Origin of the sequence: Bradyrhizobium tropiciagri (assembly GCF_018130505.1) — a bacterium.
Classification (GTDB): domain Bacteria; phylum Pseudomonadota; class Alphaproteobacteria; order Rhizobiales; family Xanthobacteraceae; genus Bradyrhizobium; species Bradyrhizobium tropiciagri_B.
Genome location: NZ_JAFCKH010000013.1, coordinates 247,272 through 262,189 on the forward strand (window position 1 = coordinate 247,272; position 14,918 = coordinate 262,189).

12 protein-coding genes are annotated in these 14,918 nt (G+C 66.1%); 6 read left to right on the forward strand and 6 right to left on the reverse strand.

Translation table 11 applies throughout. The features are described from left to right. The first annotated feature begins 95 nt into the window (after window positions 1–95). Together galE and JQ633_RS30120 are read left to right on the forward strand one after the other, a co-directional pair. Complete coding sequence (gene galE, locus JQ633_RS30115) at window positions 96–1,109, forward strand: UDP-glucose 4-epimerase GalE (RefSeq protein WP_211988956.1); 1,014 nt, start codon at window positions 96–98, stop codon at window positions 1,107–1,109. 98 nt (window positions 1,110–1,207) lie between these two features. After that, complete coding sequence (locus JQ633_RS30120) at window positions 1,208–3,019, forward strand: ABC transporter ATP-binding protein (protein ID WP_211988958.1); 1,812 nt, start codon at window positions 1,208–1,210, stop codon at window positions 3,017–3,019. Between the two features lie 90 nt (window positions 3,020–3,109). Here JQ633_RS30120 and JQ633_RS30125 read toward each other — a convergent pair whose 3' ends face one another. Continuing rightward, window positions 3,110–4,288: a dipeptidase gene (locus tag JQ633_RS30125; protein ID WP_211988960.1), complete on the reverse strand. Its 1,179-nt coding sequence runs from the start codon at window positions 4,286–4,288 to the stop codon at window positions 3,110–3,112. 144 nt (window positions 4,289–4,432) lie between these two features. Here JQ633_RS30125 and JQ633_RS30130 point away from each other — a divergent pair, with 144 nt between their 5' ends. Beyond that, the gene (locus JQ633_RS30130; RefSeq protein WP_211988969.1) at window positions 4,433–5,134 is read left to right on the forward strand and encodes a fumarylacetoacetate hydrolase family protein; all 702 of its coding nucleotides are present in this window, start codon (window positions 4,433–4,435) and stop codon (window positions 5,132–5,134) included. Window positions 5,135–5,327: 193 nt separating this feature from the next. Here JQ633_RS30130 and JQ633_RS30135 read toward each other — a convergent pair whose 3' ends face one another. The 5 genes from JQ633_RS30135 to JQ633_RS30155 form a co-directional block, all read right to left on the reverse strand. Beyond that, entirely contained in the window at window positions 5,328–5,546 is a 219-nt protein-coding gene (locus tag JQ633_RS30135) for a hypothetical protein (protein WP_211988970.1), read from the reverse strand. A 150-nt stretch (window positions 5,547–5,696) separates the two neighbouring features. Further along, window positions 5,697–6,083, reverse strand: a complete 387-nt coding sequence (locus tag JQ633_RS30140) for an SPW repeat protein (RefSeq protein ID WP_211988971.1) — start codon at window positions 6,081–6,083, stop codon at window positions 5,697–5,699. Between the two features lie 19 nt (window positions 6,084–6,102). After that, window positions 6,103–7,443: an MFS transporter gene (locus JQ633_RS30145; protein WP_211988972.1), complete on the reverse strand. Its 1,341-nt coding sequence runs from the start codon at window positions 7,441–7,443 to the stop codon at window positions 6,103–6,105. Between the two features lie 129 nt (window positions 7,444–7,572). Continuing rightward, entirely contained in the window at window positions 7,573–9,255 is a 1,683-nt protein-coding gene (locus JQ633_RS30150; protein WP_211988973.1) for an NAD-dependent malic enzyme, read from the reverse strand. Window positions 9,256–9,429: 174 nt separating this feature from the next. Next, entirely contained in the window at window positions 9,430–10,359 is a 930-nt protein-coding gene (locus JQ633_RS30155; protein WP_211988976.1) for an aspartyl/asparaginyl beta-hydroxylase domain-containing protein, read from the reverse strand. A 374-nt stretch (window positions 10,360–10,733) separates the two neighbouring features. Between JQ633_RS30155 and JQ633_RS30160 the strand changes: the two genes are divergently transcribed. The 3 genes from JQ633_RS30160 to JQ633_RS30170 all read left to right on the forward strand — a co-directional run bounded on the left by JQ633_RS30160 (window position 10,734) and on the right by JQ633_RS30170 (window position 14,675). Continuing rightward, window positions 10,734–11,933, forward strand: coding sequence for an ABC transporter substrate-binding protein (locus JQ633_RS30160; protein WP_211988978.1), 1,200 nt, complete (start codon window positions 10,734–10,736; stop codon window positions 11,931–11,933). Window positions 11,934–11,943: 10 nt separating this feature from the next. Beyond that, on the forward strand, window positions 11,944–13,662 hold the full coding sequence (locus tag JQ633_RS30165) for an FAD-dependent oxidoreductase (protein WP_211988980.1): 1,719 nt from the start codon (window positions 11,944–11,946) through the stop codon (window positions 13,660–13,662). Window positions 13,663–13,871: 209 nt separating this feature from the next. Further along, window positions 13,872–14,675 (forward strand): IclR family transcriptional regulator, encoded by an 804-nt coding sequence (locus JQ633_RS30170; RefSeq protein ID WP_211988984.1) that lies wholly within the window; start codon window positions 13,872–13,874, stop codon window positions 14,673–14,675. Window positions 14,676–14,918: the final 243 nt, after the last annotated feature.

Consider the following 14,918-nt stretch of genomic DNA (forward strand, 5'->3'; position numbering starts at 1 on the left):
CATTAAGCATGGTGGCCAGTTCGGCCGGGGCGAAACGCCCTCTTCACCACGCTCCCGCTAGCATCGCCAGTTAAAGATATCGGGAGAGCTGTTCGATGACCGTGCTTGTGACCGGCGGCGCCGGCTATATCGGAAGTCACATGGTGCATGCGCTGGTCGATGCCGGCGAGAACGTCGTCGTGGTCGACAATCTCTCCACAGGTTTCTCCGCGTTCCTCCCCGAGGGTGTTCCGCTGTTCATCGGCGATGCCGGCGACGAGAACCTCGTCGAGGGCGTGATCGCCCAGCACGGCATCGACAGCATCATCCATTTCGCCGGCTCGATCGTGGTGCCGGAATCGATGCGCGATCCGCTCGGCTACTACCGCAACAACACCATGACGACGCGCAGCCTGCTCAACGCGGCCGTGAAGGGCGGCGTCCGCCGCTTCATCTTCTCCTCGACCGCGGCGGTCTACGGCAATCCGGACCAGGTGCCGGTGCCGGAGATCGCGCCGACCCGGCCGCTGTCGCCCTATGGCTCCTCGAAGCTGATGACCGAGATCATGCTGCACGACGTCGCTTCGGCGCACGGCATGGGCTACGTCGTGCTGCGCTACTTCAACGTCGCCGGCGCCGATCCGCATGGCCGCTGCGGCCTCGCCACCGTCGGCGCCACGCATCTGCTCAAGATCGCGGTCGAGGCCGCGACCGGCCAGCGCGCCAAGATCGACGTGTTCGGCACCGACTATCCGACGCCGGACGGCAGCTGCGTCCGCGACTTCATCCATGTCAGCGACCTCGTCGAGGCGCATCGCGCGGCGCTGTCCTATCTGCGCGGCGGCGGCCAGTCGATGACGCTGAACTGCGGCTATGGCCGCGGCTATTCGGTGCTCGAGACGATCGAGGCGGTGCGCCGCGTTTCGATGCGCAATTTCGCGGTCGCCTATGCCGCGCGGCGGCCCGGCGACATCACGGCGATGGTCGCAGACACCACCCGGATCCGCTCGACGCTCGACTGGACCCCGCGCTACGACAATCTCGAGACCATCGCGACCCATGCGCTGGCCTGGGAGGAGAAGCTGTTCCGGGAACGGGGCGGCCTCCCGCGACAGGCAGAATCGGCCTAAAGATCAAGCCTTTATTGGACTTGAAAAAGCCCCGCCAAGCGGGCAAGGAGTCTCCGCAACCCTGATGGCCGGCACAGCCCGCCGTCAATGGAACGCGGATGGCCCAGTTTCCAAAGAAAATTACCGACGATCCCTATGGCGCGGCGATCCTGATTCGCCGCCTGGTCATGGAACAAGGCGTCATCTACTGGCGACGGTATCTGATGGCGTTCGGCCTGATGGCGATCGCCGCCGGCGCCACCGCCGGCGCCACCTATGTGCTCGGCCAGGTGATCAACCAGGCCTATGTCGACAAGAACATCGCCGGCATCGCGATGTTCGCCGGCATCACCTGCGTGCTGCTGTTCATCAAGGGCGTTGCGACCTACGGCCACATGGTGATCCTCAACAAGATCTCCAACGCCATCCTCGCCAACAACCAGCGCCAGCTGTTCGCCAAGCTGATGAACGAGAGCATCGGCTTCTTCTCGGAGCGGCACTCTTCGGAATTCCTGGCGCGGCTGACGGCCGGCGCCAAATCGATCACCGACGTGCTCAACATGCTGGTGAATGCGATCGGCCGCGACTTCCTGATGTTGATCAGCATGCTCGCGGTGATGATCTGGCAGGACCCGCTGATGTCGATCATCGGCCTCGTCGCGGTGCCACCGGCGATGCTGGTGCTGCGCAAGCTGGTGAAGAGGATCAAGGGGCTCGCCTACAACCAGTTCACCGGCACCGCCGACATCCTGGAGACGATGCAGGAATCGTTGCAGGGCATCCGCACCGTGAAGGCGTTCACGCTGGAAAGCGCGATGCAGCAGCGGATCGACCAGCACATCGCGACCGTCGAGAACAACGCCAACAAGATGGCGCGCGTCGCCAACCGCTCCAATCCGCTGATGGAGATGCTCGGCGGCTTCGCGGTCGCCGGCTGCCTTCTGTACAGCGGCTACCGGGTGGTGGCGCTCGGCTCCTCGCCGGGCCAGTTTTTCACGTTCCTGACCGCCTTCCTGATGGCGACCGAGCCGGCCAAGCGGCTGGCGCGGCTCAACATCGATCTCAACAGCCAGTTGGTCGGCGCGCGGATGCTGCTCGAAGTCATCGACAGCCCGGCCAGCGAAAAATCCGATGACGACAAGCCGGCGCTGCAACTCTCCGACGCGCGGATCGAGCTGCGCGACGTCAGCTTCGCCTATCGGCCCGGCGAGCCGGTCCTGAACCGCATGAGCTTCGTCGCCGAGCCCGGCAAGGTCACCGCGCTGGTCGGTCCCTCCGGCGGCGGCAAGTCGACGGTGCTGGCCCTGCTGCTGCGCTTCTACGAGACGACGGCGGGCTCGATCCTGATCGACGGACAGTCGATCTCGTCGGTGTCGCGCAAGTCGCTGCGCCAGCAGACCGCCTATGTCGGCCAGGACGTCTATCTGTTCCGCGACTCGATCCGCAACAACATCGCCTTCGGCCGGCCAGTCGCCAGCGAGGCCGAGATCATCGACGCCGCGAAGGCGGCCTGCGCGCATGATTTCATCATGGGCTTCCCGCTCGGCTACGACACGCCCGTCGGCGAGCACGGCACCCAGCTCTCCGGCGGCCAGCGCCAGCGCATCGCGGTCGCCCGCGCGCTGATCAAGAACGCGCCGGTCATCCTGCTCGACGAGGCCACCGCCGCGCTCGACTCGGAATCGGAGAAGCAGGTGCAGGAGGCGATCGAGCATCTCTGCCGGAACCGCACCACGATCGTGATCGCGCACCGCCTGCACACCATCATGCACGCCGACGCGATCCTCGTCGTCGAGGGCGGCCAGATCGTGGAGCGCGGCCGGCATGACGAGCTGTTGCGTAGCGGCGGCCGCTACGCCTCGTTCTTCCGCCTGCAGCATCGTCACGACGCGACCGTGCTGGAGCTGGCGCCGATCAGCGCCACCGCGTAGCGCTCAGACCTTTGCTAAAGCGCGATGATCGCGCTTTAGATTTTTGTCTGAGCATGATCTCTTCGGAAAACCGCTTCACACTTTTCCGGATCATGCTTTCGGCATGAGCCCTGCGCGCAGCACGCGCAGGACGTTGCCGCCCATCACCTTGCGGATATCGTCCTCGGAGAATCCGCTCTGCATCAGCGCCTGGGTCACGGCGACGATCTCGCTCGCATCGAAGCCGGTGGTGGTCGAACCGTCGAAATCCGAGCCGAGACCGACGTAATCGATCCCGACGAGATCGCGGACATGGGCGATCGCCCGCGCGACGTTCTTCGGATCGAGCGAGCAGACCGCACCCTGCCAGAAGCCGATCCCGACCACGCCGCCGGTCCGCGCCACGCCCTTGATCTCGTCGTCGGTGAGGTTGCGGTTGACCTTGCAGGTCGCCTGCACGCCGCCGTGGCTCGATACCACAGGCCGCGTCGCCATCGCCAGCACGTCGGCGACCGTCGCGTGGCTGGCATGCGCGATGTCGACGACCATGCCGACCGCCTCCATCCGCTGCACCACCTTACGGCCGAGCGGCGTCAGCCCGCCCTTGGCGACGCCGTGCATCGAGCCGGCGATGTCGTTGTCGAAGAAATGCGCCAGGCCCGCCATCCTGAACCCGGCCGCGTAGAGCACATCGAGATTGTCGATGTTGCCCTCGAGGTCGTGCAGGCCCTCGATCGACAGCATGCCGCCGACCACCGCAGCGCCGCCCTTGCGGTCGGCGAGCAGCCGGTCGATGTCGGAGGACGTCGCGATCACGCGCAGCCGCCCGCCTGAGGCATCGGCAAAGCCGCGCAGCTTCTCGGCGTGCCACAGCGAGCGCTGCAGCAGCGAGAACCAGGTCCGCGGCGGCTGCAGGTCGACGATCGCGAGCTGGGTGATCGTGTCGGTGTCGCCGGGGTTGGAATCGTAGTTCTGCCCCTTCGGCGATTTGGTGAAGGACGCGAACACCTGCAGGGCGTAATGCCCCGCGATCAGGCGCGGCAGGTCGACATGGCCGTGATCGGCCCGCGCCAACAGATCGCGCTTCCACGCCAGGCTGTCGGCATGCATGTCGGCGACGTCGAGCGTCGCCTGCAACGCCTGCGCCGCGGGCGTGATGTCGAGCGCTGTGCGCTGCACCCTGTTCTGGGCGCGGTCGATCTTTTCCGGCATCACCGCGAAAACCACGGCGCCACCGGCGACGAGGACGGCCGCGACCACCGCGAGGCCGATCAGGAGCCATTTCCTCACGGACACGGCCCCGCTCGCCGGGCCCTGCCCGGCGGAAAGCTGGCCTCACATCTGCGCCCGGCGCGGCCGGGGGCCCTAGCCCCGACCGCCGCAACCGCGTAAACACGGGTCGCTTTCCCTCCTTCAACCCTCCGAGACCCGTTCATGAACGCCGCCTCCTATGTCATTCCGCTTCCGCAGCAAGCCTCGCTCCCCGTCGTCGGAGAGGCCGGCGTCTATCCGGTGCGCCGGATCTGGTGCGTCGGCCGCAACTATCTCGAGCATATCAGGGAGATGGGCAATGACGAGCGCGCGCCGCCGTTCTTCTTCGCCAAGCACGCCGACATGCTGGTGCCTGACGGCGCCACCATCCCCTATCCGCCGCTGACCAAGGATCTGCATCACGAGGTCGAGCTGATCGTCGCGATGAAGAGCGGCGGGCTGAACATCCCGGCCGACAAGGCGCTCGATCACGTCTACGGCTACGCCGTCGGCATCGACCTGACCCGCCGTGACCTGCAGATCGCCTCGCGCAAGAAGGAGCGCCCCTGGGAGATCGGCAAGTCGTTCGACTATTCCGCGCCCTGCTCGGCGATCCAGCCGGCCGCCAAGATCGGCCACCCGACCGCGGGCAAGATCTGGCTCACCGTCAACGGCAAGGAGACCCAGAAGGGCGACCTTACCGAATTGATCTGGAACGTGCCCGAGATCATCTGGCAGCTCTCGCAGCAGGTGAAGCTCGCCGCCGGCGACATCATCATGACCGGCACGCCCGCCGGCGTCTCGCAGCTGCAGCCCGGCGACAAGCTCGAATGCGGCGTCGACGGTGTCGGCACGCTGAAGGTCTCGATCGGCCAGCCGGAGTAGGTTCCCGACCGATCCGTAGCCCGGATGGAGCCAACGGGTCGCGCGAACGCGCGCCCGATGACAGGCTCCGCGAAATCCGGGAAGGTCTCTCCGCGGAGGGACTGCCCCGGATTGCGCTGCGCTTCATCCGGGCTACACATCGATCGCTTTGAAGAAAGGCCCCGGACATCGCGTCCGGGGCCTTTTGCTGTGGTCAGTACGCCGCCGTGCCGGGCAGGCAGGGCGGGGCCTTATACGGTGCCGTAGCGAATGCGCCGACGTCAGGCGCGCGCACGCAACCGCCGGCGAAGCTGTCGGTCATTGCGCTCGCCTCGGCGTGACGCGTCGCGATGTGCCGGGTTGCGGCAGAGGCATCGGTCGCGAATGCTGCCGTTGCGATCAGAGCGGCCGCGATGAAGATCGATTTGGTCATGGTTTTCTCCACACGATGGTCGAGCCGGGCAGACCCGGCTCCCATGAACAAAACGTCGAGCGCGCCGATACATTTCCATCACGGGGAATCAATGGCGCGCGACGCCTCGCAGAGGCGTGTTTGCGCCGTCGCGTTCTATGCCGCACCGCCTCAGCCGACGCGATGCCGCTCAAGGGCCTGCGATGCGGCCGGCGCAAGATGCGTCTTCTCGTATTCCAGCCACAGTTCGAGCAGCGCCATGAACGCCACCACCGCGCCCGCGGCGATCGCAAAATGCATCGCGCGGGTATGCGTGAAGCCGAGCAGCCACGGCGAGACGATCAGCCAGCATCCTGCCAGCAGATTGATCCATTCCTCCCACACCGAGAACGCAACCATCGCGGCCAGCGACAGTACCGCGATCACCGCGCCGCTCACCCGCAGGTCCACGGCCGCGGTCACGTTGGCGCGCACGAACAGCCACGGCGCCGCAAGCAGGAAGATCGCTGCCGCAAGGTTATACAGATCGAGCGCCGCTTCCTTACGCCACTTCATCATTTGGGGTCTCCCTTGCTGCTCAAACCCGCCGCTGATGCGCGTCCGCCGCGTTGATGTCCCTGCCGGTGTAGTCGGTCATCAGCGCGGTCGCGATCAGGGTGATGACGGCGCAGACCGCGATGTAGATCGCGATCGCGGTCGCCGAATGATAGGTGCCGAACAGCCAGGCTGCGATCAGCGGCGCGGGACCGCCAGCGATCACCGACGCGAGCTGGTAGCCGAGCGATGCGCCGCTGTAGCGCAAGCGGCCGGTAAAGCTTTCGGCGATCAAGGCGGCCTGCGGCCCGTACAGCATGTCATGTGGAACCAGCGAGAGAATGATCGCCAGGAAGATGATCGCCGCCGATCCGGTGTCGAGCATCGCGAAATAGATGAAGCCGAAGATGCCGGTCACCACCGCGCCGATCATGTACATGTTCTTGCGGCCGATCTGGTCTGACAGATGCCCGAACACCGGGATCGAGACGAACGACAGCACCGAGGCCGCCAGCACCGCCGTCAGCAGGAAGTCGCGCGACACATGCAGCGTGCCGGTGCCATAGGAAAACACGAAGGCGGTGAAGATATAGAACGGCGCCTGCTCGGCCATGCGCGCGAGGGCGGACAGCAGGATCTCCCGGGGATGATTCCGGATCACCGTCAGCATCGGCGTGCGGTCGAGCTGACGCTCGGCGAGCAGCCTGGTAAACACCGGCGTTTCGAGAATACCGAGCCGGATGTAGAGGCCGACGCCGACCAGCACGAGGCTGAGCGCGAACGGAATGCGCCAGCCCCAGGCCAGAAACTGGTCGCCCGCCATCTGGCTGAAGGCGAGCACGGCAAGGTTGGCGAGGAACAGGCCGCAGGGCACGCCGAACTGCGGCCATGACGCGATCAGGCCGCGGGAGCGATCGTTGCGCGCCCATTCCATCGACATCAGCACCGAGCCGCCCCATTCGCCGCCGACGCCGACACCCTGGATGAAGCGGAGGACGGTCAGGATCACCGCGCCCCAGATGCCGACACTGGCATAGGTCGGCACGATCGCGACCGCCGCCGTCGCCAGTCCCATCAGCAGCAGCGTCGCGATCAATGTCGATTTGCGGCCGATGCGGTCGCCATAGTGGCCGAAGATCGCCGCGCCGATCGGCCGTGCGACGAAGCCGACGGCATAGATGGCGAATGCCTCCAGCGTGCCGACCCAGGGATCGGAATGCGGGAAGAACAGCTTGGCGAAAACCAGGCCGGTGACGGTGCTGTAAAGGAAGAAATCATACCATTCGATCGCGGTCCCGACTGTGGAGGCGATCACCGCGCGACGCATCTGGAGCTGGTGCTCAGCGGGCGTAAGTCGGTTGACGTCGAGGCCAAGTGTTGCCATGGGAGCCTCTCCCTCGGACAAGCCCCCTGGGTGGATCTTGCGTCTTGGTCGTTTGATTACAAACGATCGACCGGCCCGGGAGTTCCTCCCGGGCACCGCGCGCCGTGTAGAACTTTAGTCGGTCGCCGGTCAGGCCCGCTTGTACGGCACGTAGCGCGGCGCCCACATCTTGGCGTGGATGCGCGCCTCGATCTGGTCGAGCGGCACGTCGCCGACGAGGCCCTCCTTGTGCGCCTGCAGCGCCACCGCGAGCGCGACGGTGACCGCGACCTCGCGCAGCGCGCTGACCGGCGGCAGCAGATTGTGCTTCGGATTGTTGCGGGCCGGCGAGACGCTGGCCAGCGCCTTGGCGGCCGCCATGAACATGCCGTCGCTGACGCGGCGGGCGCCGACCGCGAGCGCGCCGAGGCCGACGCCGGGGAAGATGTAGGAGTTGTTGGTCTGGTCGACCTTGAAGCGCGCGCCCTCGCGCGTGATCGGCGGGAACGGACTGCCGACGCCGATCAGTGCCCGCCCCTCGGTCCAGGCCTCGATGTCGGCCGGCGTCGCCTCGGCGCGCGAGGTCGGATTGGATAGCGGGAAGATCACCGGCCGCTTGTTGCATTCGGCCATCGCGCGGACCACCGGCTCGGAGAACGCGCCGGCCTGGCCCGAGACGCCGATCAGCACGGTCGGGTGCGCGTTGCGCACGACGTCGAGCAGCCCGATCTTGTCCGGATGGGTGAGCTGCCAGCCGGCGACCGCCTGCTTGTTCTGCAGGAAGGGCAGTTGGAACGGCGCCAGCCCGCTCATGCCCTCGACGAGCAGCCCGTCGCGGTCGACCATGAAGAACCGCGTCGCCGCCTCGCTTTCGGACAGGCCGGCATCGCGCATCGCGGCGCGGATCAGGCCCGCGATGCCGCAGCCGGCCGAACCGGCGCCGAGCACCGCGACGCGCTGCTCGGTGAGCGGCACGCCGGTGACGTTGATCGCGGAAAGCAAGGTGCCGGTCGCGACCGCCGCGGTGCCCTGGACGTCGTCGTTGAAGGTGCAGAGCCGGTCGCGATAGCGCTCCAGCATCCGCGTCGCGTTGTTCTTGGCAAAATCCTCCCACTGCAGCAGCACGCGGGGCCAGCGCTTCACCACCGCCGCGATGAAGGCCTCGATGAAGTCGTCATATTGCTGGCCGCGGACGCGCTCGTTGCGCCAGCCGATATAGAGCGGATCGGCGAGGCAGTCCGGATTGTCGGTGCCGACGTCGAGCAGGATCGGCAGCGTCGTCGCCGGATGCAGCCCGCCGCAGCCGGTATAGAGCGACAGCTTGCCGATCGGGATGCCCATGCCGCCGGCGCCCTGGTCGCCGAGGCCGAGGATGCGCTCGCCGTCGGTGACCACGATCGCCTCGACCTTGTCGAAGCGCGGGTGCGCCAGGATGCGGTCGATCCGGTGCTGGTGCGGGATGCTGAGGAACAGCCCGCGCGGCTTGCGGAACAGCCGGCTGAACTGCTGGCAACCGGCGCCGACGGTCGGCGTGTAGACGATCGGCAGCAGCTCCTCGAGGTTCTCGACCAGGAGCGCGTAGAACAGCGTCTCGTTGGTGTCCTGCAGCTCGCGCAGGAAGGCGTAGCGCTCCAGGTCGGTCTCGAAGCCGCGCAGCGCCTGCAGGCGGCGCGACACCTGCTCGTCCAGCGTCAGCACACTGGGCGGCAACAGGCCATGCAGGTCGAACACCTCGCGCTCGGCCTCGGAGAACGCCGTGCCCTTGTTGAGCTGCGGATCGGCCAGCAACTCGTAGCCGCTCAGCGCGGTGGTGGCGAAAGACGTCTCGGACATGACAGGTCCCCTCAAATCAAAATGCCGGCGCCCGACTGTAGCACCTCGGTGCGACGGATCGGAACGCGAAGGCTACCCGTTTGGTCAAATTGAAGTCGATTGACAAGACAAAAGCCCCGAACAATGCGTTCGGGGCTTTGCGTGAGCGATCGCAGGAAAGTCAGACGGCTCAAATCACCTGATCGCAGACATCACGATCAGGCCGAGGATCAGCGCGGTCACCGAATATTTCAGCGTGTAGTACACCTTGCGATTCCACTCCTTGACCTTGCGGCTGGCGAGGTGGACCTCGTAGAGCTTGCCGAACACCTTGTTCAGCGCGCCGACATGCTCGCCGTCGACGTTCTGGGTCGCCGACGCCTTGACGATGTTGTGGCTGACCCAGCGGTTCATACGCGTCATGAAGCCGTACTTCATCGGCCGCTCGACGTCGCAGAACAGGATGATGCGGTTGACGTCGGTCTTGTTCTCGGCGCTGTGGATGAAGGTCTCGTCGAACATGAAGGCCTCGCCGTCGCGCCAGACGCATTCGACGCCGTCGACGAGGATCCGGCACTGATTCGAGTTCGGCGTCACCAGGCCGAGGTGATAGCGCAGCGAGCCGGCGAATGGGTCGCGGTGCGCGCCGAGCTTGCCGCCCGGCGGCAGCATCGCGAACATCGCGCCGTGCACGTTGGGGATCGAGTTCAAGAGCTCGACCGTCTTCGGGCATAGCGTGCGCGCCGACGGCAGGAAGTCGTCGTACCATTTCAGATAGAAGCGCTTCCAGCCGCTCTTGAAGAACGAATAGAAGCCCCAGTCGTTGTTCTTGGCGGCGGCGCGGATGAAGCCCTCGTCGAACAGGCGGGAGGCTTCGTCGCGGATCGCCTCCCAATTGTCCGACAGCTTCTTCAGCTCGGGAAACTGCTCGACCGGGATCACCGGCGTATTCGGCACCGCCGAGCCGGCATACATCAGCACGTTGTAGGGCGCGAGGTAGGTGGAGTGATCGCCGAGTTGGCGCGCGAGGCGCAGCCGCTGCTTGCCGCGGAAATGAACGTAGAGTGTGGAAGCCACCAGCACGTAGAGAATGACGAGCTGTGGCGCAAAGAGCTGTCTCAACATGGTCCGTCTATGATCGAGGCCGCTCGACGCGATGCGCCGTCCCGGTCACCCGGAACGGACGAAGACACGACGGGCTTACGAAAATTCCCCTTGGTTCATCGGGACTTGCCGCCACCGCAGTGATGCCGGAGCAACGCCCACCCCTGCCGAAGTGCCGTCCCGTAAGGTTCCTGTAAGCGTTTGCTCACCGATTGTGAAGTGTCACGCCGATCCGCGCCCGCTGACATTCGCGTCATTGCAGGGTGACCGCCACGGTCATGCTCCGAACTGCCGTCGTGGGACAAATCCAATAATTAGTTATTGACAAATAGATTGTACAATTACTAATTCAGGCCATCCCGCCGCAGAGCGGGGCGTCGAACAGGAGGAATTTGATGAGATCCGTTTTCGCGGCTGCCATTCTCGCGGCCATGGCGTCGGCCGCGCAGGCCCAGGTGTCCGATGATGTCGTTCGCATCGGCGTGCTGACCGACCTGTCGAGCTGGGGCCGCGACAATTCCGGCCCGGGATCGGTCGAGGCGGCGAAGATGGCGGTGGAGGAATTCGGCCCGACCGTGCTCGGCAAGCCGATCGAGATCGTCTCCGCCGACCATCAGATGAAGACCGATGTCGGCGTGCAGATCGTGCGCGGCTGGTTCGACAACGGCAAGGTCGATGCGGTGGTCGACATCCCGAACTCCGGCATCGCGATCGCCGTGCACAACATGGTGCGCGAGCGCAACAAGATCGCGCTCTTGTCCGGCCCCGGCGCGAGCTCGCTGACGGACGAATTATGCAGCCCGAACACGGTGCATTTCACCTACGACACCTATGCGCTGTCGAAGGTGACGGCCTCGGCGGTGATCCAGCAAGGCGGCAAATCCTGGTTCTTCGTCACCGCGGACTACGCCTTCGGCCAGCAGCTCGAGAAGGACGCCACGCGCTTCATCAACGAGATGGGCGGCAAGGTGCTCGGCGGCGTCCGCCATCCGACCAACACCGCCGACTTCTCCTCCTTCGCGCTGCAGGCGCAGGGCTCGAAGGCCGACGTCGTGGCGTTCGCCAATGCCGGCCAGGACACCGACAACGCGATCAAGCAGTCCGGCGAATTCGGCCTCGTGCAGGGCGGCCAGAAGCTGGTCGGCCTGTTGATGTTCGACACCGACGTGCACGCGATCGGGCTCAACGCCGCGCAGGGCACCTACATGACGACGGCATCCTACTGGAACATGGACGATGCGACGCGCGCCTGGTCGAGGAAGTTCTACGCCCGCGCCAATGTGATGCCGACCATGATCCACACCGGCGTCTACGGCTCGGTGCTGCATTATCTCAAGGCGATCAAGGCCGCCGGCACCGACGATCCGAAGGTCGTGATGGCCAAGATGCGGGAGCTGCCGATCGAGGATACTTTCGTGCACGGCGGCAGGCTGCGCGAGGATGGCCGCGTCATCCGCGACATGTATCTTGCGAAGGTGAAGAAGCCGTCGGAATCCAAGGAGCCGTGGGACTATCTCGACATCGTCAAGACCGTGAAGGGCGAGGACGCCTTTCGTCCGGTCTCCGAGTCGAAATGCCCGCTGCTGAAGCACTAGGATCGACCAATTGGCCAACGAAGAAACCCATGAGTGCGACGCGCTGGTCGTCGGCTCCGGCTGCGCCGGGCTGTCGGCGGCGGTCACCGCTGGCCATCACGGCCTGAAGGTCCTGGTGGTCGAGAAGGAGCCGAAGTTCGGCGGCACCACCGCCCGCTCAGGCGGCTGGCTGTGGATCCCCGGCACCTCGCTCGCGAGGGCCTGGGGCATCGAAGAGAGCCCCGATCAGGCCAAGACCTATCTGCGCCATGAGGCCGGCAACAGTTTCGATGCCGCGCGGGTCGATGCGTTCCTGAGCGAAGGGCCGAAGGCGGTCGACTTCTTCACGACCAAGACCGCGGTGCGCTTCGACATGCCGCTGACCTTTCCGGACTATCATGCCGAGGCACCCGGCGGCGCACAGGGCGGCCGCTCGATGGTAACGCGGCCGTTCGACGGCCACGAACTGGGCAAGGCCATCAATGATCTCGGCAGCCCCCTGCCCGAGCTCACCGTGTTCGGCATGATGCTCGGCTCCGGCAAGGAGATCATCCACTTCATGCGCGCGACAAAGTCGCTGCCGTCGGCGCTCTATGTCGCGAAACGGCTGTCACGGCACGCCATGGACGTCGCGCGCAACGGCCGCGGCATGACGCTGACCAACGGCAACGCGCTGGCCGGCCGGCTGGCGAAATCGGCGTTCGACCTCAAGATCCCGCTCTGGCTCAACTCGCCGGTGCGCGAATTGATCGTCGAGAACGGCGTCGTGCGCGGAGCGGTCGTGATGCGCGAGGGCCGCGCCATCCGCGTCATCGCGAAGCGCGGCGTCGTGCTCGCCTGCGGCGGCTTCCCGCATGACGTTGCGCGGCGACAGAAGATGTTTCCGCATGCGCCGACCGGCAAAGAGCATTACTCGCCGGGGCCGACCGGCAACACGGGCGACGGCTTGCGCCTTGCGGAGTCCGCCGGCGGCCGCGTCGAGGACTCGCTGCCGAACGCGGCGGCCTGGGTGCCGGTCTCGGTCACGACGCGCAAGGACGGCTCGAAGGGCGTGATGCCGCACTTCATCGACCGCGCCAAGCCCGGCGTGATCGCGGTGATGGCCGACGGCAAGCGCTTTGCCAATGAGGGCAACTCCTACCACGACTTCGTGCAGGCGATGATCAAGGCGGCGAAGCCCGGCGAGGAGATCGCCGCCTACTTGCTGTGCGATCACCAGACGCTGCGCAATTATGGTCTCGGCTGCGTGCCGCCGCGGCCGATGCCGCTCGGCCATCATCTGAAGACCGGCTATCTCAAGCGCGGCGCGACGCTCGCGGAACTCGCCGCCCAGACCGGCATCGACGCCAAGGCGTTAGAGGCCACCGTCGCCGAGTTCAACAAGACGGCGGCCGAGGGCCGCGATCCCGCCTTCGGCAAGGGCTCGCGCGCCTATAACCGCTACCAGGGCGATGCACTGCACGGGCCCAATCCCTGTGTCGCGCCGATCGAGCACGGACCGTTCTACGCCATCAAGATGGTGATCGGAGATCTCGGCACCTATGCCGGCATCAGGACCGACGCCAACGCCCGCGCGCTCGATGCCGACGGCCAGCCGATCGAAGGGCTCTATGCCGCCGGCAACGACATGGCGAGCATCATGGGCGGCAACTATCCCGGCGCCGGCATCACGCTCGGCCCGGCGCTGACCTTCGGCTATATCGCGGGCAAGCATATTGCGGGGGCGGCGGGAGTAGAAAGCACACTGTGAGTCCCGTCATCCTGAGGTAACCGCCACTTCGGCGGCCCTCGAAGGATGCACGGCCACCAGCCAGGCCGATTCATCCTTCGAGGCTCGCTCCGCTCGCACCTCAGGATGACGGGATTGATACACTGCGCCAGGATCGATCGTGCCGTCGCACGCCTCGCGGGCCGGCTGGTTTCCTGCTAGGTGCAAGGCCGGAACGCGAACGGGGCGACATGACGAGAGAAAGCCGCGGCATACAGTCGATCGAGGTCGGCGGGGAATTACTCCGTGCGCTCGCCCGCAGCGGCGAGCCGATGATGCTGCGCGATCTGGCGCGCGAGGCCGGCATGCCGCCGGCCAAGGCGCATCCCTATCTGGTGAGCTTTTCGCGCATCGGCCTGATCGAGCAGGACGAGGCCACGGGCCGCTACGAGATCGGCGCGCTGGCGCTCGAGCTCGGGCTGATCAGCCTGCGCCGACTCTCCGCGGTGCGGATCGCGACGCCGCGGATCGCAACGCTCGCCGACGGCATCAGTCACGCCGTGTCGCTGTCGGTGTGGGGCACCCATGGCCCGACCGTGGTGCGGCTCGAGGAGCCGAGCCATCCGGTGCATATCGCGATGCGCGTCGGCTCGGTGGTGGCGCTGCTGGAGACCGCGACCGGCCGCGCCTTTGCCGCCTTCATGCCGCCGAACGCGGTGAAGAGCGCGCTCGAGAGCGGCCTCGACCGGCTCGGCGTAGGCTACAATCCGAAGCGCGCGCCGGCGAGCGCGAAGACGGCGGAGATGCTCGCCGAGGTGCGCAGCCGCGGCCTCGCCCGCGCGATCGGCGATCCCCTGCCCGGCGTCAACGCCTTTGCCGCACCGGTGTTCGATCACGCCGGCCACGTCGCGTTGGTGATCACCGCGATGGGTCCGGAAGGCACCTTCGACGTCGATTGGGACAGCACGATCGCCGCCGCGCTGCGCGGCTGCGCGAACGAGATCTCGCGGCAGCTCGGGCACAACGGCGGGCCGCGCGGTGCCGGTGCCCCGTAGGATGGGTAGAGCGAAGCGAAACCCATCGATTGCACTCGCGGTGAGATGATGGGTTTCGCTTCGCTCTACCCATCCTACGAGCCAACTGTATCCCACCCACCGCTGTCATCACCCGGCTTGACCGGCTGATCCAGTATTCCAGAGGCAGCAGTGCTTGAGCCGATGGGCCGCGGCGTACTGGATCGCCCGGTCAAGTGTTCAGCCCGGGGACATGACCGACGGGTGTTCGGGGACATAGCCGAC

Coding starts and splice junctions, on each gene's coding strand:
- JQ633_RS30140 (WP_211988971.1), bottom strand. CDS start 6,083: ATGATGAAGTGGCGTAAGGAAGCGGCGCTCGATCTGTATAACCTTGCG.
- JQ633_RS30130 (WP_211988969.1), top strand. CDS start 4,433: ATGAACGCCGCCTCCTATGTCATTCCGCTTCCGCAGCAAGCCTCGCTC.
- JQ633_RS30145 (WP_211988972.1), bottom strand. CDS start 7,443: ATGGCAACACTTGGCCTCGACGTCAACCGACTTACGCCCGCTGAGCAC.
- JQ633_RS30150 (WP_211988973.1), bottom strand. CDS start 9,255: ATGTCCGAGACGTCTTTCGCCACCACCGCGCTGAGCGGCTACGAGTTG.
- JQ633_RS30170 (WP_211988984.1), top strand. CDS start 13,872: ATGACGAGAGAAAGCCGCGGCATACAGTCGATCGAGGTCGGCGGGGAA.
- JQ633_RS30135 (WP_211988970.1), bottom strand. CDS start 5,546: ATGACCAAATCGATCTTCATCGCGGCCGCTCTGATCGCAACGGCAGCA.
- JQ633_RS30155 (WP_211988976.1), bottom strand. CDS start 10,359: ATGTTGAGACAGCTCTTTGCGCCACAGCTCGTCATTCTCTACGTGCTG.
- galE (WP_211988956.1), top strand. CDS start 96: ATGACCGTGCTTGTGACCGGCGGCGCCGGCTATATCGGAAGTCACATG.
- JQ633_RS30160 (WP_211988978.1), top strand. CDS start 10,734: ATGAGATCCGTTTTCGCGGCTGCCATTCTCGCGGCCATGGCGTCGGCC.
- JQ633_RS30120 (WP_211988958.1), top strand. CDS start 1,208: ATGGCCCAGTTTCCAAAGAAAATTACCGACGATCCCTATGGCGCGGCG.